Origin of the sequence: Glutamicibacter sp. NPDC087661, from assembly GCF_044743275.1 — a bacterium.
In the GTDB taxonomy this organism is placed as follows: Bacteria; Actinomycetota; Actinomycetes; order Actinomycetales; family Micrococcaceae; genus Glutamicibacter.
The window spans coordinates 1-22,627 of record NZ_JBIUWE010000002.1 but is presented as its reverse complement, the minus strand read 5'-3'; the positions used below and the strand labels follow the sequence as shown (position 1 = coordinate 22,627).

Sequence of the window (22,627 nt, the reverse complement as noted above, 5' to 3'; positions counted from 1 at the left end):
CAGGAAGCATCCAGCCGCCGGCTTCGGATCGGGCTTTCGCCGCGCTGCCATGCGCCTTGAACGCGCACAGCAGGCCTTGCCGCGGTGGAGGCGGCAAGGCCTGCTGTGCTGGGAAGCAGATGATCAGGCGTTGATCAGCTCGGCGTCTTCCTTGGCCTTCTTGCTAGCACGCACGTGCTTGTAGGCGGTGAATGCCAGCGTCAGTGCGAGGATCGAGTACAGGGTAATCGTGATTCCGCTGGAAACCAGGATGCCCGCGTCGCCTTCCGAGACGGTCAGTGCACGGCGCAGTTCTGTTTCGGCCAGCGGGCCGAGGATCACTGCAATCAGAACCGGAGCCAAGGGGATCTCGTAGCGTCGCATCACGAATCCAACCAGTCCCACACCCAGCAGGATCCACAGATCCAGCAGCGCGGCGCTGATGGCGTAGACGCCGAGGACCGAGAGCACGGTAATGCCTGCGTACAGGTAGTGGCGCGGGACCAGCAGCAGCTTGGCCCACAGCACCGCGAACTGCATGTTCATGACCAGCAGGATCACTAGTCCGATGAACAGCGAGGCCAGCAGGGTCCACACCATGGGGCCGCTGCGTTCGAACAGCAGCGGGCCTGGCTGCATGCCGTACTGCTGGAAGGCGGCGATCATGATGGCCGCGGTAGCACTGGTGGGCAGGCCCAGGGCCAGCAAGGCGCCCATGGCGGTGCCGGCGGTGGCGTTGCCAGCGGCCTCCGGAGCAGCCACGCCTCGGATGGAACCGATCTGGCCGAATTCGATATCGCCGCGGCGCTTGGCCAGGCGCTTTTCGGTGCCGTAGGCCAAGAAGGTCGGCACCTCGGAACCGCCAGCAGGGATGATGCCGAAAGGCAGGCCGAAAGCGGTACCGCGCAGCCATGCCGGCAGGGCCTTCTTGATGTCGTGGCGGTGCAGGCGCGGACGGCCGCTTGGCTTGATTTTCACAGCTTCCGGATCGCGGTGGATGCGCGAGGCAATGTGCAGCACTTCGCCCAGGGCCAGCAGGCCCACGGTGATCACCACAATGGAGATGCCGTCGAAGAGCTGCGGCAGGCCCAGGGTGTAGCGGATGGTTCCCGAAGGCCCATCCACCCCGACCATGGCCAAGACCAGTCCGATGCCCAGGGCCACCAGGCCCTTGACGATCGAATCGGAGACTACCGAGGAGATTGCAAGGAAGGCGAAGACCGCCAACGCGAAGTATTCAGCCGGACCGAAAGCGGTGGCCAGCTTGACCAGGGTCGGGGCGAAGAACACCACGACGGTGGTGGCCAGCAGGCCGCCAATGAAGGCGCCCATGGCCGCAGTTGCCAGGGCCTTGGCGGCCAGGCCGTTGCGGGCCATCCGGTGGCCTTCGAAGGTCGAGGCGATCGCCGAGGAATTGCCCGGCGTATTGAGCAGGATGCCGGAGGTGGAGTCGCCGAACAGCCCGCCGTAGTAGACGCCGGCGAACATGATGAATGCCGCGGTGGGATCCAGCGAGAAGGTAATAGGCAGCAGCAGCGCCACGGCCATTGCCGAGCCCAGGCCGGGCAGCACGCCTACGGCGGTGCCCAGCAGGGCGCCAAGCAGCACCCACAGCAAGTTCATTGGGGTCAGTGCGTTTGAGAATCCCTCAAGCAGCAGATTGATCTGTTCCATCTAGAGCAGTCCTTCCAAGAATCCCGCAGGGAGGTTCAATCCCAGTCCGGCGTTGAAAGCCAGCTGGATCACGCAAGAGAAGAGCAGTGCAATGCTCACGTCGAATAGCGCTTTCTTGCTGCCCAGTGCGCGGGCAACGACCCAGAACAGGGCTGCCGCGCTGAGGATCCAGCCGGCATAAGGCAGGATCAAGATGAAGCCGACGACGCCGGCAACCACCATGCCCATGGTCTTCCAGTCCGACTGGGTCTTGTACTGCTTTTCTTCCGCGGCCGGCGCGGCTGCGCCGCCGCGCGGGGAGCGGAAAATCTGGATGGTGTGAGCGATGACCACGCCGTAGAGCAGCACGCACACAATGGTCGGGAAGAACTGCGGGCCGGGGACCGACTTGCCCAGTACTTCCATGGTGGCGGTCTGCCAAGTCAGGAAGAGCGCCAGGGCCAGCACCAGAGCCGGGACGACCAGTTCGCTGCGCCCGCTGAAGAAGCTCTGGGCAGGGGCGGCGTTACGGCGGGTGCCGATGCCGTTGCCCTCTGTTGCTTGGGGTGCTTGAATGCTCATAGTCCCAGTCCCTTGACGATTTGTTCCGTGACTTCGATTTCGCTGTCCACGTAGTCTTCGAATTCCTTGCCGATCATGAAGCTGTCGGTCCAGTTATTGCGCTCCAGCGCATCTTTCCACTGCTCGGATTCATGGATTTCGTGGACCATGTCCACGAAGACCTGCTTGTCCTCTTCGGTGATGCCCGGGGCACCGACGAAGCCGCGCCAGTTGGCCATGACCGCGTCAACTCCCTGTTCCTTGAAGGTCGGGACGTCGACCCCCGGCAGCCGTTCTTCCGAGGAGATGGCCAGCGCCCGCAGGTTTCCGGCCTCGATCTGGTCAGCTACTTCGTTATAGCCGGACATGCCGCCAACGGTGGTGCCTGCCAGCATCGAGGTCAGTGCCTCGCCGCCGCCGGAGTAGGCGATGTAGTTGGCCTTGGACGGGTCGATGCCCACTTCCTGGGCCACCGCACCGGTGAGCAGGTGGTCAATCGAACCCAGCGAACCGCCGGCAATCGAGGTTTTCCCCGGGTCCTTCTTCCAGGCCGCGATGAACTCGTCCAGGGTCTTGATCTCGGACTTGGCCGGCACTACCAGCACCGCGTAGTCATCAGACATGCGCGCGACCAGCTCCACGTCCTTCATGGTGGCTTCGGAGTTGGCCAGCTCGATTGCGCCGATCATCACCCCGCCGGTGGCCATGAGCATGTCGTGGCGCCCGGTCATCTGCACGAATTGGCTCAAGCCGATGGTGCCGCCAGCTCCCGGGATGTTCGTGACCTGCACGTTGTTCACTGCGCCGATGGACTTCAGTGCCTGCTGGGCTTCACGGGCGAAGCCGTCCCAGCCGCCGCCGGGCGAGGCAGGTGCCATGATGACCAACTTGTTCCGCGCCGAGGACTCTCCGCCCGACGCTGCCGCGTTGGTGAATGCGAGTCCCGCTACCGCCACGACGACAACGCCGTACAGGGACCGGCTCAAGATGCGTTTGCTCACCATTTTCCGTAACCTCATTGTTAGTGATTCACCTCACCGATTCCCGGTGCGGCCCTTCCCAGTGTGCAGTCAAAGTGAGCCGAAACACACCGGGAATGCGGTTCTGGTCATAACGGGCAATTAAGAAAATAAAAACAACGGGAGCAAGCGGGTCCACCATGCAATGGATAAAGAACAGCCAGCGCTTCCGCGTTCGCATCCTGTTCCTGCAATTAGCCATCGTGCTGATCACGCTGCTGGCAGTTTCGGTGATCGTGATGCGCTTCGAGATCAACCGGGTGGAGGACAGCGCTTTCAGCCGCGTCGCCCTGGTGGCCGAGGAAACGGCCCAGCTGGCCCCGATTGGCCACGCGCTGGCAAAAGATCCCGGAAACGCAGCCGAAGTCGTCGCCCCGCTGGCCCACCTGGCCGAATCGGCATCCGGAGTGGACTATGTGACCATTGCCGATTTGAACGGCATCCGCGTGGCCCACCCCGATCCCGGGTCCATCGGCCAGCCGGTTTCCTCGGATCATGAATCCATCCGCAACGGCGAAACCTTCAGGGGCGTGGAGGAAGGCCCCCTCGGCGTCACCCTGCGGGTGAAGCAACCGGTCTTCGATGAGGGGAAGATCGTTGGCACCATCTCCGTGGGCATCCTGCAAAGCAAGGTGCGCGCCAGCCTGGTTGATATCGTCTGGGCGTTCGCACCGTGGATTATCCTGGCCGTGGCCATCGGCAGCCTCGCGGCCGCGCTGGTCGAACGGGCCATCCGCAGGATCTACCGGGTTGATCCTGACGAGGTGGATTCGCTGAAGCAGGCGCAGCAGGCGGTGCTCTACGGAGTCAGCGATGGCGTACTGGGCGTGGATGGCAATGGCCGGCTCACCTTGGTCAACGGAGAAGCGCGCCGGCTGCTGGATCTTCCCGAAGACACTGTGGGCCAGCAAGCCGAAGAGGTCCTGGACCAGAGCCTGGTGGACCTGCTGCGCAGCGACTCCCCCGAGGCCGAATCGGTGCAGAACGTGCTTTCCGGAGAGCGTGTGCTGATTGCCACCCGCCGCGAGGCGATGCTGGGACCCAAGCACTATGGACGCACCCTGACCTTGACCGACCATACCGAGCTGGAAGAGACCTTGCGCGAGTTGCGCGGCCAGAGGTCCTTGGCCGATACGCTGCGCGCCCAGGCCCACGAATTCACCAACCGCTTGCACCTGCTCTCGGGGCTGATGTCCATCGGCGAATACGAAGAAGCCAAGGAGCATATCCAGCGTTTCTCCGGCGCTCGCGGCGAGCATCCGGAAACGCACCTGGGCGACCCCACCCTGTCAGCGCTATTCGTTGCCAAGCAGGCCGTGGCCAGCGAAGCCGGGGTCCGGCTGGAACTGCACCCGTTCTCCGCAGTGGTGCCCGGAACCGTAATTGACGACGATGCCATCACCGTCGCCTCGAACCTGCTGGCCAACGCCATCGAGGCTGCCGGCGATGGCGGCGTGGTGTCATTGCACTTGAACGCCGGGCCCACCGGCATGCGCATCGCGGTCAGCGATTCCGGCCCGGGCATCAAGGAAGGCGACGCGGCCCGCCTGGTGCAGCTTGGCTACAGCAGCAAAACCGGGGCGCCGGGAGCAGTCCACGGACGGGGCATCGGCTTGGCCCTGGTTGACCGCATCCGGACCCGGCGCGGTGGCGTGCTGAAGTTCGGGTCCAGTGATCTGGGCGGAGCCGAGGTCATCGTCGCCTGGCCTCCGTCGAAGCGACCTATGGTTAAGCAGAGCATTCCCGTTCCCGCGCAAGGAGATTACTTCAATGATTAAGACACTCGTGGTCGATGACGACTTCGCAGTGGCCGGGCTGCATCGCCGCTACCTGCAGGGCATGGAGCATTTTGAAGTGGTCGGCGTGCTGGAGCGCGGTTCCGGCGTGGTTCCCTTTGTGCAATCCGGGCAGGTGGATCTGGTCTTGCTCGATGTGCACCTGCCGGATCTGACCGGGCTGGAAGTCTTGGCCCAGCTGCGCGCAGCTGGGTCCGACGCGCATGTCATCATGATTACCGCCAACAATGAACGCGATGCGGTGCGCCAAGCAGTGGGCCACGGCGTCGAGGATTACCTGGTCAAGCCCTTCACCGTGGACGAGTTCAAGCAGCGTCTGGCGCTCTATGCCCAGCGCGTTTCGGAGCAGCCCGGAGCGGTGGCGCAGCCAGAGGAGCAGATCGACGAGCTGGGCCAGGCCGAGATCGACCAGCTGCTCCAGGCCGCCAGTGGACGAGGGGATGCCAGGATCCCCGAAGTCCTCGAACTGGCACCCGGGGCCGTCACCGGCGCCCAGACCGAACGATTGCCCAAGGGCTTCACCGCGCCCACCATGGCACTGGTCGGAGAAGCCTTGCGCAGCGCACCGGGCCATCCGGATGGCACCCTGTCTTCCTTGGAGGTTGCCGAAATTTGCGGGATCTCCCGGGTCAGCGCCCGGCGTTACCTGGACTTCCTGGTCACGGCGGGCAAGGCCCAGCTGCGTCCGCGCTACGGTTCGGCAGGCCGTCCCGAGCACCGGTATTCGTGGGTCAGCTGAATTTCCTGCACTCCACTGGCTTTTAATGCACATTAGTGTATACACTAATTTCGGATCCACGTTTTCCCACGTCTTCATTTCCGAAAGGTCATCCCATGACAACCCATGCTCAGGAAACCGCTGCCAACGTCGCAGACGTCATCGTGGTCGGCGGCGGCAACGCTGCCTTCACCGCAGCGCACGCGGCAGTGACCCGCGGCCGCAAGGTACTGCTCCTGGAGAAGGCACCCCGTGACCAGTTCGGTGGCAACAGCTACTACACCGCAGGTGCAACCCGCATCGCGCACAACGGCCTGGAAGACCTGCAGGACCTGGTCGAATTCGATGAGCGCCACCCGCTCTCCGAAGTTCCGCCCTACTCCGAGGCCGACTACGCCGGCGACATCGCCAAGGTGACCGAGGGCCGCAACGACAAGGAAATGACCGAGGTCCTGGTCAAGGAAGCAGCTCCCGGCCTGCGCTGGCTCAAATCCCTGGGCCTGAAGTACCGCCTGATGTACGAACGCCAGACCTACAAGACCCCCGAGGGCGGCTACCTGTTCTGGGGCGGCCTGCACGTGGGCAACGTCGACGGCGGCGAAGGCCTGATGAAGGACCACCTGGAAGTAGCCCAGAAGCTGGGCACCGAAGTCCGTTTCGAGCAGGACGTCTACGGCCTGATCGTGGAAGAGGGCAAGGTGGTGGGCGTCAAGGTCCGCGCCAACGGCGAAGAGCAGGAACTGCGCGCCGAGTCGGTCATCCTCGGCGCTGGCGGCTTCGAATCCAGCCCGCAATGGCGTCAGGAGCACCTGGGCGAAGGCTGGCAGAACGCCAAGGTCCGCGGCACCCCATTCAACAATGGCGAGATGCTGGCCGCCGGCCTGGAAATCGGCGCCGCCAAGGGCGGGGACTGGAGCACCTGCCACTCGGTCCAATGGGACGCGCTGACCCCGAAGAACGAATCCAACCGCGAGCTGACCAACCGCCTGACCCGCCAGTCCTACCCGTTGGGGATCATCGTGAACAACCGCGGCGAGCGCTTCCTGGATGAAGGCGCGGACTTCCGCAACCTGACCTACGCCAAGTACGGCAAGGTGATCCTGCAGCAGCCGGACTCCATCGCCTACCAGGTCTTCGACGCTTCGCTGCGTCCGATGCTGCGCGCCGAAGAGTACGAGATGCCGGAGATCTCCGAGGTCATCGCCGACACCGTTGAGGAATTGGCGCAGAAGATCGGCGTGGATCCAGCGGCGCTATCCAAGACCGTCTCGGAATTCAATGCTTCCATCGACACCTCCATCGCCTACGACCCGAACGTGCTCGATGGACGCGCCGCGAAGGTAACTCCGCCTAAGAGCAACTGGGCCAACCCGCTTGAGACCGGCCCGTTCTACGCCTACCCGGTCACCTGCGGCATCACCTTCACCTTCGGTGGCCTGAAGGGCAACACCGACGGCCAGGTGCTGGACGAGAACGGCGAGATCATCCAAGGCCTGTACGTCTGCGGCGAAATGCTCGGCGGCCTGTTCTCGGCCAACTACCCGGGCGGTTCCGGCCTGGCTGCCGGTGTGGTCTTCGGCCGGCGTGCCGGTAACCTTGCCTAAGTACTAAATCCCATTGTTCCGCCAGTACGCCTGTACTGGCGGAACAATGGTTTTACCCGCCATCCAGCCTTAGACGAGAATGGGGATCATGGCCAAGCTCGATTCGGATTCAATCCATGCCCAGCTCAAGGACGACTTGCTGCAAGGCGCATTCCAGCCCGGGGATGCCCTGCGCGAGGTCGCCCTGGCAGAACGCTTTGGAGTTTCCCGCACCCCGGTGCGCGAAGCCCTGACCCGCCTGCTTCATGAAGGGTTGCTGGAACGCCGCGCCCGCGGTCTTTTCGTCAAGGAAATCGACCCCGAGCAGATCATGCAGGTCTACGACCTGCGCATCCTGCTCGAGGGCCAGGCCGCCCAGGAAGCCGCCTCGGTGCGCACCGAAGTGGACCTCATGCGTCTGCAGGCCCTGGTTGACCGGGACCGCGCACTGTCCGAACCAGATGACGCCACCCGCTTGGCCACCAACATCGAGTTCCACCGCGCGCTCTGGCGCGCCGCGCACAACCCGGTGCTGGAGGATCTGCTGGAGCGCCTGGCCACCCACCAGATCCATGCCCCTACATCCACGCTCTCGGTTGGCTCGCGGTGGACCGAAGCGCTGGAGGAGCACCAGCGCATCGTGGAGAACATCCGCGAGCGCGACAGCGCCAAGGCCAGCGGACTCATCCAGGCGCACATGGCCACCGCCAAGGCGGTGCGCTTGAAGATGTTCGCCAGCCTGATGCATTAGCGTCGGGCCCACGGCAGCCGGGCCGTCACGGGTTAGGCCAATGCATCGCTGGTCTGTAGACTGGAAGCATGGCTCTGGTTGTCTCAACGCATGCGCAGCGGCTTCTCGCTGCCGTTTTCCCCAAGGGAAAACTGCTGACCAAGCTAGCCAGCGGCACCAATGGGTGGTTGAGTTCCTGGGGAACCAACGCCCACGGCGAGATCGCCGGCTGCCCGCCACCGCGCCATTAGTTGCGCGGTCCCGATTCCTGGTTTTTCTCCTGTGGATTCCGCGCGCCCTCGTGCCCTTTTCCCGGATCCCAGAAAGACCCGTTACTTTGCCATACCCCTCAACTGGCGTATCCCGCCAAGCACCCCACGCCCTGTGGCGTGGAATCCGCCAAACCCTCAAGCAGGACTCGATGGGCGGGCTGCTGCTGCTCTGCGCCACCCTCGCCGCCTTGGTCCTGGCCAATTCCCCTGCAGCCCCATGGTACGAGGGGTTGCGCGACTTCCGTTTCGGCCCCGAGTCCCTGCACTTGAATCTCTCGGTCGGAGCCTGGGCCGCTGACGGCCTGCTCGCCATCTTCTTCTTCGTTGTCGGCTTGGAACTCAAGGAAGAATTCGTTGTCGGCAAATTGCGCAATCCGCGCACGGCGATCGTTCCGGTGGCCGCAGCCGTAGGCGGCGTCGCGCTGCCGGCACTGTTCTACGTCCTTGTCATCTCCGCATCGGGAAGCTCCGCCATCAACGGCTGGGCAATCCCCGCAGCCACTGATATCGCCTTCGCGATCGCCGTGATCGCAGTGGTGGGCAAGTTCCTGCCCCCTGCCCTGCGCACCTTCCTGCTCACGCTGGCGGTGGTCGATGACCTGCTGGCCATTTCCATCATCGCCATTTTCTACACCGATGACCTGGCCTGGCTGCCGCTGCTCCTCGCGCTGCTGCCACTGGCGGCATTCGCGCTGGCAGTGCAGCGCGGGGTCCGCGCCTGGTGGGTCCTGATCCCGCTCGGCGCCACCGTCTGGGCATTGGTGCATGCCTCGGGAATCCACGCCACGGTGGCCGGCGTGCTGCTGGGCTTCATGGTTCCGGTGATTGCCACCCAGCGGGCGCATGTGCGCACCGGGAGCACCGAGCAGGGCGAAGTGATCCACGAAGGCCTGGCCGCCCACTTCGCGGACCGGTGGTCCATTCCCTCATCCATCATCGCCATTCCGGTGTTCGCCTTCTTCGCTGCCGGTGTTCCGGTCGGCGGCCTGTCCGGACTGGGCGAAGCGCTGGCCAGCCCGGTGGCACTGGGCATCATTGCCGGCCTGGTGCTGGGCAAGTCGATGGGCATCACCGCCGCCACCTTCCTGGTCACCAGGCTTCCGGGAATCAAGCTGGATGGCAGCATCAAATGGCCTGATGTGCTGGGGCTGTCCTTCGTGGCAGGCATCGGCTTCACCGTCTCCCTGCTGGTCGGCGAGCTGGCCTTCGGCCAGGGCGGCGAGGAAGCGCAGTACGTGAAGGTCGGGGTGCTGTGCGGTTCGCTGCTGGCCGCGGTCATCGGCGCGGCGCTGCTCGGGTCGCGAAATCGCGCGTACCGCGCGGCGGCCAAGACTGCTGCATAGCTAGCCCTGCTGCATCCTTCCTGCGGATGGATGCAGCAGGGCTGTTCGCCCGAATCAGGAACGCGCGGTGATCGAATCGATGGCTTCGCGGGCATCTTCGGCCAGCTGCTGCGGCATCGGTGCGCTCTTGGCCGAGTCGGACGCTGTCTTCTGCCCCTGGTCGCTGACGACGTACTGGCCGAAGGTCTTGGCCAGTTCCACGGTCTGCGGATCCTCGTAGCCGCTGCAGAACAGCAGGTAGGAGACCAGCACCATCGGGTACGCGCCGGCGGCGGTGGTCTTGCGGTCCAGCTCCAGGGCGATATCGTGCTCACCGCGACCGTGGACCCGTTCCGATTCGGCCACTGCCTTGGCCGCTGATTCCCCGCTGACTGCCACGAATTCCTCGCCGACCTTCAGCTTCACCTTGCCCAGCGACTTATCCACCAGGGAGTCATCGGCATAGGTAACCGCGCCCACGGCGCGGGTCACGGTGGTCACCACACCGGCATTGCCCTGGGCCTTCTCCAAGCCGGTGGCGTCCGGCCAGCCGCCATCCGGCTCGTGCGGCCAGGCTTCGGGAGCTACCGCATGCAGGTACTCGGTGAAGTTCTCGGTCGTGCCAGAATCGTCGGCGCGCGCCACCCCGGTGATCGGCAGGTCGGGCAGCTGCACCTGCGGGTTCAGCTGGGCGATGGCCGGGTCCTGCCAGGAGCGGATCTCACCGGAGAAGATCCTGGCGATCGTTGGGGCATCCATGTTCAATTCCTTGATGCCCGGCAGGTTGAAGGCGATGCTGATCGGGGAAATATACGCCGGGATATTGATCGCGCCCTGCGGGCCGCAGGTCTCGATGGAGCGCTGGACTTCCTCTTCCTTCAGGTAAGCGTCGGATCCGGCGAATTCGGTGCCGCCTGCCAGGAGCCCGGCGCGTCCGGCGCCGGAGCCCACCGAGGCGTACTGCACCTGGACCTGGGGGTGCATGGTGGAGAATTCGGTGGTCCAGGCATTCATGGCGGAATTCTGCGCGGTGGATCCGCCGCCGGTCAGCGTGCCTTGGAGGCTAGAGCTATTCGATTCAGCGGCCTTGCGCTGCTCTTCTCCCAGCGGGTAGTCCGACCCGCAGCCCGAAAGCAGCAGGACCAGGCCCATGCTGGCAATCGCGGTGAAAGCGGCGGTTCGAGGCAGAGGTGGCCGGGCAGGTCCGGTGGTTCGCAAAACTTCTCCTGGGGTCCAAGGTGAACGGCGGGTGTACTTGAAATTCCAGTGAATCATCATCCCTGCACTTTCCGAAATCATTCCTTGGTTACAGCCGATGAATACTCGGCGGGCGCCGTGGGCGTCGAATTGCTTTTCCAGACACCTAGTCCCCTCCGGTGCCAGTCCTCGAGTCAATGGCAGCGAGGTCCTGCGTAGCGGACCCGGTGAGCCCAGGGCACACGACGATGGCGTCATGGGTTGCGCCCGGCTGGAATTGGTCGGCTCCACCGGAAGAACGCTTCGCCTGCCATAACGACTCCATCATCGCTTTCTCCTCTTGCTCAGTTTGCTGCCGCACCCTGATTCCACGGTATGCACAAGCGCCGAGGTTCGGTACGGCCACGAAAAATTAGGCGAATTCACCCAGCTTGGCCAGCAGCCGCGGCCCGCCACGGCCGCCTTGCCGATTCCGCAGGCTGATTTGCGCTGCCGAGAAAACTTAAGTGATAATGATTCTCATTATGACTCTTGAAGAGCCCGGGCTCGCCCGCCAGCCCCGCGCCCCACTGCCGCCCAGCCCGGCCTTGTGCCTGCGTAACGCGCGCCTGGGACTGCCCGGCGCCGCCAGCCCGCTGCTCGACGTCGAGGAGTTCATGCTTCTTCCCGGCGAGCGCGTGGTCATCACCGGCCCGTCGGGTGCTGGCAAGTCGCTGCTGCTGTCGATGATCACCGGGAACTGGGCACCCGGACTGGAATTCACCGGAACCCGCACTCCCGGATCAACGCGCATCGGCTACATCCCGCAGCGCGGCCAGGACGCCCTGCATCCGCTGCTGCCGCTGGGACGGCAACTGCGCAAGGCCACCGGCGCCAGCGCGCAGCAAGTCCGCGGCATCCTGCAAGACGCCGGGCTGGGCGATCCGCAACTGCTCGCACGACGTCCCGCAGAACTCTCCGGAGGGCAAGCACAGCGCGCCGCCATAGCCCTGGCCGTGCTCAGCCAGGCCCCGGTGATCCTTGCCGATGAACCGACCAGCGCCCTGGACCACACCGCCCGGGACCTCATCCTGGAACTGCTGGGCACCCTGCTGGGCCAGCAACAGGCCCTGGTGCTGGTCACCCACGACGCGGCAGTTGCCCAGGCGCTGGCCACCCGGCACCTGGTCCTGGACTCCGGGAAGATCGCCAGCACCCGCGCGCCCCGGCTGGAACGGGTACCGGCTTGAGCATCCCCGCATTGGAAGTATCCGCGCTCAGCGCACTGCGCGGGCACGGCGCAGCCCGCCGACTGGTCCTGGAGCCCCTTGGCTTCACGCTGGCTCCGGGCGAATCGGTGGCCGTCACCGGGCCATCCGGCGCCGGCAAATCCACCCTGGCCGACATCGTGCTGGGCCTGGAACTGCCGGACTCCGGAGAAATCCGCGTGCTGGGCCAGCACTGGAGCGCACCGAAGCGCAGCCACGCGCCAGCACGCCGCCGGCTGGTCCAGGGCGTGCCCCAGGATCCTGCCGCCGCCTTCGTGCCGCGCTGGAGCATCCGCACCTCGCTGCAGCAGGCCATCCACCGGCTGGGTCCCCCAGCCGGCCCCGGAACGGGCATCGACCGGGCTGCCGAGCTGGCGCAATTCGACACGGCACTGCTGGATCGGCGCCCGCACCAGCTCTCCGGAGGACAGTTGCAGCGGGCCGCGCTGGCCCGCGCCGTGGCAGTGAACCCCTCGGTGCTGGTGGCGGACGAGCCGACCAGCGCCCTGGATCCGGACACCGCCCAGGCAGTCGCCGGCCAGCTGCTCTCCACCGCCGCCAACTCGGGCATTGCCTTGCTGCTGATCACCCATGACCCGCAGCTGGCCGCGCAATGCTCGCGCACCATCGCCATCCGCCCACCGTCCCGATAACCCGCCCACCAGCTGATCACCCATCACGGATCACCCATCCCCAAGGACCTCGCACCCATGAATCGACCCCGCCCCAAGACCCTGGCTTTGCTCACCATCCCGCTGGCCGGGGCACTTGCCCTCAGCGGCTGCTTCTCCGCGGCCGCCGAGCAGGCCGGAAGCACCGACCGCATCTCCGTAGCCCACATGCAGCCGCCCCGCTCCGGGCTCAGCCCGCTCAGCGACGACGCGTTCAAGCTCTCGCGCTGGTCCACCGCCGAAACCCTGGTCAATCTCGACGCGTCCGGGGACGCCCAGCCGGCATTGGCTACCAGCTGGGAACGCAGCGGCGAGCTTGCCTGGGACTTCGAGATCCGCGAAGGCGTCAGCTTCCACAACGGCCAGCCGCTGACCGCCCAAACGGTGGCGAACTCCTTGCAGCGGGCCATCGACTCGACCCCGGTGCCGCGCATCCTGAACGGAACCGCATTGAAGGTCGCGGTGCGCGGGGAGCACGGACTGCGGATCACCACCGCGGATCCCGACCCGCTGCTGCCCCAGCGGCTCTCCAGCCCGCAGCTGGCCATCTTCGCCGCCGAAGCCTACACCGCCAACGGGGTGGATCCGGCCGGCCACGGCACCGGCCCCTTCCAGATCGTGGACGTAGACGGGATTTCCGGGGCCACCCTGGACCGGTACGAGGGCTACTGGGGCGAAAAGGCCGCAGCCTCGGGCATCGACGTGAAGTTCGTGCCCGATGGCACCGCCCGCGCCGCCGCGCTGCGCACCTCGGAAGCAGATGTCATCGAGGCCATCCCCGCCGGGCAGGCCGCCACGGTGGACCAGGAGCTGCTCACCGAAGTACCGATGCCGCGCACCAACACGCTGTACCTGAACACCGAAAAGGGCCCGTTCGCCGACCCGGCGGTGCGCGCCGCGGCCCGCGAAGCCATCGACCGGGCGGCCATCGTGGAATCGGTGTACGAGAACCGCGCCGATATAGCCGAGGGCCTGCTCGGCCCGGCCCTGCCCTACGCCGCCGGGCTGCGCGATTCTGGAGAATACCGGCAGCTGCTGGCCCAGCGTGCCGAACCAGCCAAGGTCAAGGACGTGGAAATCACCCTGGGCACCTTCACCGACCGCGCCGAACTGCCAGAAGTCGCGGTGATCCTGGAGCAGCAGCTGGAAGCGGCCGGATTCATCGTGAAGCAGGATGTGCGCGAATACCAGTACATCGAGGCCGACGCACTGGACGGCGCTTTCGATGCCTTCATCCTCTCGCGCGCCACCGTGCTTGATTCCGGGGACCCGGTTGCGTACTTCGCCTCCGACTTCACCTGCGAAGGCGGCTTCGCCATCGCCCAGCTCTGCGACAAGGACGTGGACCAGGCCATCGCCCGGGCCTCGGAAACCGAAGCCGGGGAACAGCGCCAGCAGCAGATCATGCTGGCCGAAGCCCGGATCCTGGGCACCGACGCGGCCATCGCGCTGCTGCACGAACGCGTGATCCAGGGCGAGGGTCCCGCCGTGCGCGATGCCGCGCAGGATCCGCGCGAACGCGAGCTGATCACTGCGCAGACCCGACTGGACAGCGATCAGGAGCCGCAACGCTGATGAAGTGGTTCGCCCTGAAGGCGCGGCGCCTCTCCTGGCCGTCCTTCGCGTCCTGCCTGCTCAGCGCGCTGGCCCTGCTGCTGGTAGCCGGCGCGCTGCCCTGGCTTTCGCGCACGGACCCGGCCGCCGCGGTGCTGCGCGCACGCTATGCCGAACTGGAACCCACCGAGCAGGCGTTGGCCTCCGTGCGCGCGCAGCTGGGCCTGGACCAGGGCCCGCTGGCCACCAGCCTGCACTGGTGGTCCGGGGTGCTGCACGGGGATCTGGGCAGCTCCTGGGTCAGCGGGGCAGAAATCGCTCCCGGCGCCTGGCGGGCCCTGTCGGTCTCCGCCACGCTCACCGCCTTCGCCACCATCATCGCGCTCGCCGTGGCCTTCGCCCTGGTGCTGCCCGCCGCGCTGCGCGTGCTGCGCAACCGGCAGCATTCAGGATCCGGGCCGCTGGGCGTGGCACTGACCGCCTTGCCCGAATTCCTGCTGGCCAGCTTGCTGCTGGTACTGGTGGCGGTGCAGCTGCAATGGCTTCCGCCCTACGGGTGGACCGGGTTGGACACCGCGATCCTGCCCGCGCTGGCCCTGGGCATCCCGGCCGGCGGATTGCTGGGCCGGCTGCTGGCCGATGCCATCGCCTCGGTGGCCGCCGAACGCTGGGCCGGGATCTGGCACCTGGCCGGGGCTCCGGCCCCTGCCATCCTCTCCGGGGTGCTGCGCCGGGCCGCCGCGGCGGTCATCGACCAGCTCGGCTTGGTGTTCATCGGCTTGCTCGGCGGCGCCGTGGCCGTAGAGCAGGTCTTCGCGGTGCCCGGACTTGGCCGCTATCTGCTCGGGGCGGCCAATGCGCAGGATATTCCCGCCCTGCAGGCCGGGCTGCTGCTGATGGCGGGATCGGCGCTGCTGATCGGAATGCTCACCGCAGCGGCCCGGCGCGCGCTGCGCGGCGGCACCCTGCCCGCAGGATCGCTGCCAGCCCCGCCCGAGGCGCGCGGCAACGGCAGGATCCAGCGCTGGACGGCGGCGATCACCTGCACCGCACTGCTGGCCATTCTGGCTTTCGGCCTGCCGCGCGACCCCTACACCCTCGCCTTCCAAAGGCTGCAAGCCCCGGGGGCCGGTTTGCCATTCGGCGCCGATTCCAGCGGACGGGATCTGCTGGCCCGCGTGGCCCACGGAACCTTGGGCACGGTAGGCCCGGCGCTGGGAATCGTGGCCTGCGCAATCCTGATCGGCCTGCTGCTAGCGGCAGCAGGCGAGATCTCGCGCGGGCCGGCGGTAATCGCCAACGCGACTCCGCCGATTCTGGCCGGGGTGGTCATCGCGGCCCTGCTGGGCCCCTCGGTCGGCGGTGCGGCGCTGGCCGTGCTCTGGGTAAGCTGGCCTCCGCTGGCCACGCATGCTGCCTCGCTGCTCGACGAAGCCCGGGCCATGCCGCATATCCGCTGGCTTCCGCTCTCCGGGGTGCCGCGCGGCCGGATCTGGGTCCAGCATCTGCTGCCCGCGGTGCTTCCGGCCTTGCTGAGGCACGGGATGCTGCGGCTGCCCGGGGTGGCACTGGCTTTGGCTGCCCTCGGATTCCTCGGGCTCGGGGCGCAGCCGCCCACCCCGGAGTGGGGCCTGCTGCTGGCCGAAGGCATCGGCTATGTCGAGCGGGCTCCGTGGACTGCCATCGCCCCGGCTACCGCACTGGTGCTCACTTCCGTGTGCGCGGTGGCGCTCGCCGGAATGCCGGCCCCGCAGCGTGCCGGTACCCGAGGCACGGCAGCCCAGCAGGATCCGGCGGCCAGGAACACACCGGTCCCTGTGAGCTGATACGCGGTCCTATCCCGGGCCTGGAGGGAAAAATGGAGCCAAGGGGCAGCGCGACTTATGCCGCGTTGCCCCTTGGCTCCATCGAGTTTCCGTGGCGATCGCCCCTTGCCCAAGCTGGCTTACTGGGCGGCCACTTCGCTGTTGCCGTGCAGTGTTCCCGTGGCCAATCCCAGGCTCACCGGCTGCGGCGAGGTGCAGCAGCTGGCAGCTTCGGCGGGCTCGGTTCCGCAGGCGGTGTCGCTGGCCGCGGGGGCATCGCAGGAACCGCCCAGATCCGTGGAGCAGACCCCGGTTTCCGGCAGATCCAGTTCAACCCGGCCCGCCCCGTCGGCATCGCCGGACAAGCCAGCGGCAATGGAGCGCACCTGCTCGTAGCCGGTAGCCATCAGGAACGTCGGAGCCCGTCCATAGCTCTTCATTCCAACGATGTAGAAGTTCTTTTCCGGGTGCGCCAACTGCTTTTCGCCATGTGCACTGACCGTTCCGCAGCTGTGGAATTCCGGGTCGATCAATGGCCCGAGCTGGCGCGGGGCTTCAACGCATTCATCCAGGTCCAGGCGCAGTTCGGAGAGCATCTGCAGATCCGGGCGGAAACCGGTGGCCGCGATGATGCGGTCGACGCCCAGCTCCCGTCCGTCAGCCAACGATACGGACAGCCGCTCCCCCGCGCTCATCGAAGCGACGGAGACATTTTCCAGCAGTTCCACGTTGCCGTTCTCCACCAGCCGGCGCAGCGACGTGCCCAGCTGGCCCCGGGCTGGAAGCTGGTCAGCAGCTCCGCCACCGTAGAGCCGGATCGGGTTGGCCGCCCCGCGCAGGCCCCAGAGGATCCGGGTGTCCGGGAACTTCTTCTGCAACCGGCCCAGGGCAATGACGGTATTCGCCGCCGAATGCCCGGCGCCAAGCACCAGCAATTTCTTGCCCGCGAGCTCCTGCTCATCGGCGCCCAGCGGATCAGGCAGCCCGCAGATGAGGAAGCCGCGCTCGCGCGCCTGCGCTTCGCCGATGGCCTGGATTCCGGCCCGGCCTACCGGGCTTGGCTGGTTCCAGGTGCCACTGGCATCAACCACGGCACGGCCGAGAAGATCCACCGGGCCGCCAGGAGTTTCGGTGCGCACCAGGAACGGGGCTTCATCGCGGTGCGCGGTGCGTGCCTTGTCGGCACCGCGGCCGTCGGCCAGCACGCGGCTGATTTTCGCCACGCGGTGGCCGTAGCGGATGCGCGGTGACAGTTGGGGGTGGGCGGCCAGCGGTTGGAGATATTCGCTGACCAACTCCGCGCCGGTGGGAAGCTTGGTGATCCGCGGTGCTTCCCAGCCTCCGGCGTATCCCTCGCTGGGGGTTTCCAGCAGCCGGCGGGAGGCCGCATCGATATTGAAGCGCCATGGGGAGAAGAGCTTGATGTGGGACCACTGGGCTATTGCGGCGCCTGCGCTGTCCCCAGCTTCCAGGACAAGCACTTCCTGCCCTCGTTCGCGCAGGTGGGCGGCGGTGGCAAGGCCGATGGGGCCGGCGCCGATGACGATGACTGGAAGGTTCTCCTGCATGGGTTTCTCCTTGGCTGCTGGAATTCTGGAGACGGTCTGCGCCTAGCTGGCTGGCAGCAGGTCGGCGATGAGGTTCTCAATCCGGGCACGGATTTCATCACGGATTGGCCGCACACCGTCAATGCCCTGCCCTGCGGGGTCTTCCAGCTTCCAATCTTCATAGCGCTTGCCCGGGAAGAATGGGCAGGCATCTCCGCAGCCCATGGTGATCACCACATCGGAGTCCTTCACGGCTTGGGTGGTCAGCACCTTGGGGATTTCCAAGGACATGTCGATGCCGACTTCTTTCATGGCTTCCACGGCGGCCGGGTTGACCGAGTCGGCTGGGGCGGAACCGGCCGAGCGGACCTCGATGCGCCCTCCGGAGAGGTGGGAGAGGAAGGCCGCGGCCATCTGGGAACGCCCTGCGTTGTGCACGCAGACAAAGAGAACCGAAGGCTTTTCGGCAGCAGTCATGGGTGTTGTCCTTAGGAAGAAGTAGTGGAAGTGCTTACAGCTGGGAAGAATTTCCGGGACCACAGGGCCACGTAGACCAAGGCAACCAGGATCGGCACCTCGATCAGCGGACCGACCACGCCGGCCAGGGCCTGGCCGCTGGTGGCACCGAAGGTGGCGATGGCTACCGCGATGGCCAGCTCGAAGTTGTTGCCGGCGGCAGTGAACGCCAAGGTGGTGGTGCGCGGGTAGCCCAGCTTCAGCCAGTGGCCGATGAGCATTCCGGCGCCGAAGACCACCACGAAGTAGATCAGCAGCGGAATCGCCATGCGCAGCACATCCAGGGGCTTGGAGATGATGTTATCGCCCTGCAATGCGAAGAGCAGCACGATGGTGAACAGCAGCCCGTACAGTGCCCACGGCCCGATTTTCGGCAGGAATTTTCTCTCGTACCAGTCGCGGCCCTTGGCCTTTTCGCCCAGGGTGCGGGTCAGGTAGCCGGCCACCAGCGGAATGCCCAGGAAGACCAGGACCGAGGCGGTGATGGCGGCAATGGAGAACTCGGCGCTGGTGGTTTCCAGCCCCAGCCACGATGGCAGCAGCTGCAGGTAGAACCAGCCCAGGGCACCGAAGGCGATGACCTGGAAGACCGAGTTGATGGCCACCAGCACCGCGGCCGCTTCCCGGTCCCCGCAGGCCAGATCATTCCAGATGAACACCATGGCGATGCAGCGGGCCAGGCCCACAATGATCAGGCCGGTGCGGTATTCGGGCAGGTCTGCCAGGAATACCCAGGCCAGGACGAACATGAACGCCGGGGCCAAGACCCAATTGATCGCCAGCGAGGTGATCATCAGCTTCTTGTCGGCCAGCACGCGGCCGGTTTCGTTGTAGCGGACCTTGGCCAGCACCGGATACATCATGACCAGCAGGCCGATGGCGATGGGTACCGAGACCCCGGCCACGGTGAAGCGGTCCAGCAGCTCGCCCAGCTGAGGGAAGATGCGGCCCAGACCCAAGCCGACGCCCATGGCCAGCAGGATCCACAGGGCCAGGTAGCGGTCCAGGAAGGAAAGTTTTGCCGCCACGGGGGCAGTGTCTAGCGCAGGCGCGGGTGCCACTGATTCATCACTCCAAGAATAGGCATCGACGATTGTCGATGTTTTGAGTATGATGAAACATATCGACGTTTGTCAATCTCTGGCGCCAGCCAAGAAAAGAGCCAAGGTCCGTGAGCACAGCCACCGTGAATCCTGCCGGAGGAACTTCCCCAGCACCGGCAGCCGACGCCTGCTGCACGCCATCCCAAGGCGAGGCAATCCTCAATGCTGGGCAGGCCGAAGCGTTGGCGCTGCGCTTCAAGGCCCTGGGCGATCCCAACCGCCTGCGCATCCTATCCATCGTCTCCGGCAGCGAATCGGCCGAGACGTGCGTCTGCGACCTGCCCGAACCATTGGGCCTCAAGCAGCCGACGGTATCGCACCACCTGAAAATCCTGGTGGAGGCCGGAATCCTGCACCGCGAAAAGCGCGGGGTGTGGGCGTACTACTCCGTCGTCCCTGGCGCTTTGGAATCCCTAGGCGCCAGCTTGACGGCCAAGCCCTAGACAGGCTTGCCGCAACTGCATTCCAGGCGGCTGGGATCGCGCCACCCGGGATCCACCAACTAGCCGCATTCCCGCGTCCGCGCAGGCAGCTCGGCGAACGGCATCAAACGCTGCAGGTCCCGGATGCGCAAGAGCCCGCTGCGGACCAGATGCGCAATAGCCCATTTCAGGATCCAGTGCCCTACTTCGGGCGCTCGAACTTCATGAGCTTGTGCGTGCCATCGCAAAAAGGCTTGATGGCAGAGCCCCCGCAGCGGCATAGCGCGACGGGCCCTTTCCGGGCCTCGATGGATTGCCCCTCGGCATCCACGATTTCAAAATCTCCCCTGAGCAGCAAGGGGCCCTGCGGGCAAACGGTAATCATGGCGGCTTCCGAAGCGCTGCGCCCCTCGCTCATACCACTGCCCCCGCTCCGGCATGCAGTGCTGATCTGCCAGCTTCCCACGCGTCCAGGTACTTTGCGCCGGCCAACGCGTCAACAGCTGCCGCGGCTTGGGCTCCGAAGAGTATGTCGGGCACCAGATCCGGTTCGTCTTCAGCCAGTCCGCCCGCCAGGTCGCGGCCGGCGATTTGCTCATGGACCGCATCAGCTTCCACATGCTCATCGAAGTAATCGGTCACCGGGGATTCATATCCCAGGCGCCGGAACCCGCGGGCATAAGCCGCCTGGGGTATTGAGGAAGTCATCTCGTACAGTGCCAGGTGGCCAGTGATGGCTCCCCGCAGGCGCCGGTGCATGCCGAAGAGCGAAATCATGTTCACTGCCGCCAGCGTCACCGCCGGAATGCGGTCCACGTACGCGCCGAAATCATCACGCAACCCCAGGCCCTTCATGGTCTGTCTGAACAGCTCGCTATGCATTCGCGGCAGCTGCCCATTTCCGTATTCATCAGCCTGGATCTCCACCATGGCGGCTTTTGCCCGGCCCTCGAGTTTCGGAATCGCCCAAGTATGCGGATCAGCTTCCTTGAGCTGGTAAATCGACTTCAGTATCAGGAATTCGCGTGCTTGGCCGGCAGTGGCCTTGCGCTGGATGAATTTCGAGACCGACGGTCCAGCATCATCAGCTGCGAGCTCGAACAGGGCTTGGGCCACCTTCGCGGAGCTGGGTTCCACGCTTGGAATCGGGCCTGCCGCCTCGCGCAGCGCTTGCTCGAAACCCTCCTCGATCCGGGCCCGAAGCGAAATGAGCCCGGGGTCCCATTCCCAGCGGTCATCGACTTCTTCGAATCCCCGATAGTGCAGTTCGTAGAGCACGAAAAGGCTCAGCTGCAGGTCCCCGTCATCCAGCACATCCGAAGCCGCAGCCAACCGATCTCTTGCGACCGTTGCCAGATAGGCCGCGTATTCCTCCGAGGGGTTGCACAGCAACGCATTGTTCAGCGCTTGGGACAGGTCTCCGCGGGGTACGGGCAGATGCATGATGCTCCTTCGTTCACGCTGATCGCACGGTCAGCAATAGTGGCAGTAGGATGATCGTGCCAGCATCCCCGGGATATAACCACCATTGGGAGGAAAAGCCAAGGTAGCCCCTGATCGTGCTCCCCAGCTATGTTCTCGACAGCACCTTATCCCTGAGGAACATAGGGCTGTCGGCCGGCCAATCTCGACATGATGTCTTGTCCCAGCTTTTCCATAGCCAGTGGGAGCTGCGACCGGGATTGGGTTGGGATCATGATGGCAACCGATTAGAGGCAGAACTTACCGGAGTCGTCAGGGAGCACCTGTCGCCGCCCACTCTTATTGGCACATTCAATCTGGCAAGTAAGCAGGTCATGCCGTGTAAAACTGCCGACAATACTGGCGCCCAGAAGTTGCTCGCACCTCTGACAACAAACCCGGTCCAGAATCTTTTGCTCCATATCCACACCCAACTGCTAGGTGTCGACTCGTTCATTTCCCCAAGATGAAAAACAGGTTCCCTAGGGCTGTCGCGTTGCCACTTTAGTATCGAGTAGGCCCGTCTGCTACTCCAGCAAGGGACCAATTACTTGGCATCAATCACTCGCTCGCACTTTCTAATAACGAACTTTCAGGGCCGCACTGGTCGTCAGGTCCGTGCTCGCTAATCAAGGAGAGTCATGCCCCTAAGCCACTAATATCACAGCTTTGAAGCAGTGGGCCCGGGCACTTCAGAGGCACTGGAAGTTTCACAGAGTTACTACAGTTGCTCCATGGGCCCTACTGCGATCGATTATTCGGGCTCCAGCGCTGGGCGCTTGGCAGGCGCTGTATAACGAGAAGCTGCTCCCTCAATACCCTGCTAGGCTCAAGATGCTGCCGACGTTGCGCCGCGTGTACGGAAGAAACATCCGAATTTATCTTCATCGATGGGAATATCTCATGGGCAACAGCCCTGAAGCAGCACTAGGTATCGCACTACTGACATCACTGGTCCGCCAAGACCGAGAAGCCTTCCTGATCATCGCCTCCGAGCTGGAAGGAGGCAACACGCAAGCCGTGGCGATCCTTGCACGGCTAGGTGAAGCAATGGTCGCGATGATCGCTGAGCTGCTGCAGATCGGCAACGAGGAAGCGCTCACACGCATCGCAGCGTCACTGGCTCTCAAAGCTGGATAGAACTCAAAGAAATATGTGAAAGAGCAGAATCTGACAGCGGAAGAACAGCGAGAGCGGCCGTGAACCTGAGTAGAATGGGGGTAATAGGCTCGGTCGGGTAATTTATTGTTCACGACGCAGCGAGCTCTTTCAATCAAGGATTATATTTGCCTCGCAGTTCTCTGCTGGACGTTCCAGCACCCACCGTTAAACCCGGTGATCCTCAAAGTTTCTTCCACGTCAAGAAGTTGGTCACCGAAGCTGGACTGGTCGGCCGCCGCCGCGGGCACTATCTCGGGTTGGGCATCGTGCTGACGGTGCTGCTAGCCGGCACCGTTACCGGTTTCATCCT

Annotated in this window: 22 protein-coding genes and 1 pseudogene; 13 read left to right on the top strand and 10 right to left on the bottom strand. The window is 64.9% G+C overall.

What is annotated here, in order from left to right; genetic code table 11:
- Positions 1-123 precede the first annotated feature (123 nt).
- The 3 genes from ACIOTN_RS06910 to ACIOTN_RS06900 are packed head-to-tail and all read right to left on the bottom strand — an operon-like array spanning position 124 to position 3,197.
- A complete protein-coding gene (locus tag ACIOTN_RS06910) occupies positions 124-1,653 on the bottom strand; it encodes a tripartite tricarboxylate transporter permease (RefSeq protein WP_402735001.1) in 1,530 nt (509 codons plus the stop codon).
- Positions 1,654-2,214 carry a tripartite tricarboxylate transporter TctB family protein gene (locus ACIOTN_RS06905; protein WP_402735000.1) on the bottom strand — a complete coding sequence of 187 codons (561 nt, stop codon included), beginning with the start codon at positions 2,212-2,214 and terminating at the stop codon, positions 1,654-1,656.
- Entirely contained in the window at positions 2,211-3,197 is a 987-nt protein-coding gene (locus ACIOTN_RS06900) for a tripartite tricarboxylate transporter substrate binding protein (RefSeq protein WP_105658751.1), read from the bottom strand. Before ACIOTN_RS06900 ends, ACIOTN_RS06905 begins: the two co-directional genes overlap by 4 nt.
- A gap of 155 nt (positions 3,198-3,352) precedes the next feature.
- On the opposite strand from ACIOTN_RS06900, the gene ACIOTN_RS06895 reads away from it, so the two are divergent.
- The 6 genes from ACIOTN_RS06895 to nhaA all read left to right on the top strand — a co-directional run bounded on the left by ACIOTN_RS06895 (position 3,353) and on the right by nhaA (position 9,654).
- Positions 3,353-4,990, top strand: a complete 1,638-nt coding sequence (locus tag ACIOTN_RS06895) for an ATP-binding protein (protein WP_402734999.1) — start codon at positions 3,353-3,355, stop codon at positions 4,988-4,990.
- On the top strand, positions 4,983-5,747 hold the full coding sequence (locus ACIOTN_RS06890; protein ID WP_332595332.1) for a response regulator: 765 nt from the start codon (positions 4,983-4,985) through the stop codon (positions 5,745-5,747). Before ACIOTN_RS06895 ends, ACIOTN_RS06890 begins: the two co-directional genes overlap by 8 nt.
- Positions 5,748-5,842: 95 nt before the next feature.
- Complete coding sequence (tcuA, locus tag ACIOTN_RS06885) at positions 5,843-7,330, top strand: FAD-dependent tricarballylate dehydrogenase TcuA (RefSeq protein ID WP_332595331.1); 1,488 nt, start codon at positions 5,843-5,845, stop codon at positions 7,328-7,330.
- Positions 7,331-7,418: 88 nt separating this feature from the next.
- Positions 7,419-8,060 (top strand): GntR family transcriptional regulator, encoded by a 642-nt coding sequence (locus ACIOTN_RS06880; protein WP_286172299.1) that lies wholly within the window; start codon positions 7,419-7,421, stop codon positions 8,058-8,060.
- 68 nt (positions 8,061-8,128) lie between these two features.
- Positions 8,129-8,290, top strand: a complete 162-nt coding sequence (locus ACIOTN_RS06875; RefSeq protein ID WP_166650850.1) for a hypothetical protein — start codon at positions 8,129-8,131, stop codon at positions 8,288-8,290.
- Positions 8,291-8,376: 86 nt separating this feature from the next.
- Complete coding sequence (gene nhaA, locus ACIOTN_RS06870; protein ID WP_332731193.1) at positions 8,377-9,654, top strand: Na+/H+ antiporter NhaA; 1,278 nt, start codon at positions 8,377-8,379, stop codon at positions 9,652-9,654.
- A gap of 54 nt (positions 9,655-9,708) precedes the next feature.
- Here the strand turns inward: nhaA and pstS are convergent, their stop codons facing one another.
- Complete coding sequence (gene pstS, locus ACIOTN_RS06865) at positions 9,709-10,785, bottom strand: phosphate ABC transporter substrate-binding protein PstS (protein ID WP_332595336.1); 1,077 nt, start codon at positions 10,783-10,785, stop codon at positions 9,709-9,711.
- Between the two features lie 211 nt (positions 10,786-10,996).
- The gene (locus tag ACIOTN_RS06860; protein ID WP_402734998.1) at positions 10,997-11,158 is read right to left on the bottom strand and encodes a hypothetical protein; all 162 of its coding nucleotides are present in this window, start codon (positions 11,156-11,158) and stop codon (positions 10,997-10,999) included.
- Between the two features lie 196 nt (positions 11,159-11,354).
- Here ACIOTN_RS06860 and ACIOTN_RS06855 point away from each other — a divergent pair, with 196 nt between their 5' ends.
- From ACIOTN_RS06855 to ACIOTN_RS06840, 4 genes are read left to right on the top strand one after another with little or no spacing between them, the layout of a single operon-like run.
- Positions 11,355-12,059 (top strand): ATP-binding cassette domain-containing protein, encoded by a 705-nt coding sequence (locus tag ACIOTN_RS06855; RefSeq protein ID WP_105662163.1) that lies wholly within the window; start codon positions 11,355-11,357, stop codon positions 12,057-12,059.
- A complete protein-coding gene (locus ACIOTN_RS06850; protein ID WP_402734997.1) occupies positions 12,056-12,730 on the top strand; it encodes an ATP-binding cassette domain-containing protein in 675 nt (224 codons plus the stop codon). Before ACIOTN_RS06855 ends, ACIOTN_RS06850 begins: the two co-directional genes overlap by 4 nt.
- A 57-nt stretch (positions 12,731-12,787) precedes the next feature.
- A complete protein-coding gene (locus ACIOTN_RS06845; protein ID WP_388023763.1) occupies positions 12,788-14,323 on the top strand; it encodes an ABC transporter substrate-binding protein in 1,536 nt (511 codons plus the stop codon).
- Positions 14,323-16,128, top strand: a complete 1,806-nt coding sequence (locus ACIOTN_RS06840) for an ABC transporter permease subunit (RefSeq protein WP_402734996.1) — start codon at positions 14,323-14,325, stop codon at positions 16,126-16,128. The genes ACIOTN_RS06845 and ACIOTN_RS06840 overlap by 1 nt, the downstream gene beginning before the upstream one ends.
- A 119-nt stretch (positions 16,129-16,247) precedes the next feature.
- Here the strand turns inward: ACIOTN_RS06840 and ACIOTN_RS06835 are convergent, their stop codons facing one another.
- The 3 genes from ACIOTN_RS06835 to arsB are packed head-to-tail and all read right to left on the bottom strand — an operon-like array spanning position 16,248 to position 19,198.
- Positions 16,248-17,675 carry an FAD-dependent oxidoreductase gene (locus ACIOTN_RS06835; protein WP_402734995.1) on the bottom strand — a complete coding sequence of 476 codons (1,428 nt, stop codon included), beginning with the start codon at positions 17,673-17,675 and terminating at the stop codon, positions 16,248-16,250.
- A 42-nt stretch (positions 17,676-17,717) separates the two neighbouring features.
- Entirely contained in the window at positions 17,718-18,131 is a 414-nt protein-coding gene (locus ACIOTN_RS06830; RefSeq protein ID WP_105658709.1) for an arsenate reductase ArsC, read from the bottom strand.
- Positions 18,132-18,142: 11 nt separating this feature from the next.
- The gene (gene arsB / locus ACIOTN_RS06825; protein ID WP_402734994.1) at positions 18,143-19,198 is read right to left on the bottom strand and encodes an ACR3 family arsenite efflux transporter; all 1,056 of its coding nucleotides are present in this window, start codon (positions 19,196-19,198) and stop codon (positions 18,143-18,145) included.
- 143 nt (positions 19,199-19,341) lie between these two features.
- Here arsB and ACIOTN_RS06820 point away from each other — a divergent pair, with 143 nt between their 5' ends.
- Positions 19,342-19,716: an ArsR/SmtB family transcription factor gene (locus ACIOTN_RS06820; RefSeq protein ID WP_402734993.1), complete on the top strand. Its 375-nt coding sequence runs from the start codon at positions 19,342-19,344 to the stop codon at positions 19,714-19,716.
- 181 nt (positions 19,717-19,897) lie between these two features.
- Here ACIOTN_RS06820 and ACIOTN_RS06815 read toward each other — a convergent pair whose 3' ends face one another.
- Together ACIOTN_RS06815 and ACIOTN_RS06810 are read right to left on the bottom strand one after the other, a co-directional pair.
- Positions 19,898-20,113, bottom strand: a complete 216-nt coding sequence (locus ACIOTN_RS06815; protein WP_105662146.1) for a CDGSH iron-sulfur domain-containing protein — start codon at positions 20,111-20,113, stop codon at positions 19,898-19,900.
- Complete coding sequence (locus ACIOTN_RS06810; RefSeq protein ID WP_402734992.1) at positions 20,110-21,138, bottom strand: iron-containing redox enzyme family protein; 1,029 nt, start codon at positions 21,136-21,138, stop codon at positions 20,110-20,112. The genes ACIOTN_RS06815 and ACIOTN_RS06810 overlap by 4 nt, the downstream gene beginning before the upstream one ends.
- Before the next feature lie 921 nt (positions 21,139-22,059).
- On the opposite strand from ACIOTN_RS06810, the gene ACIOTN_RS06805 reads away from it, so the two are divergent.
- Together ACIOTN_RS06805 and ACIOTN_RS06800 are read left to right on the top strand one after the other, a co-directional pair.
- The gene (locus ACIOTN_RS06805) at positions 22,060-22,296 is read left to right on the top strand and encodes a hypothetical protein (RefSeq protein WP_105658704.1); all 237 of its coding nucleotides are present in this window, start codon (positions 22,060-22,062) and stop codon (positions 22,294-22,296) included.
- Between the two features lie 146 nt (positions 22,297-22,442).
- A pseudogene (locus ACIOTN_RS06800) lies at positions 22,443-22,627 on the top strand (acyl-CoA desaturase); the annotation flags it as partial.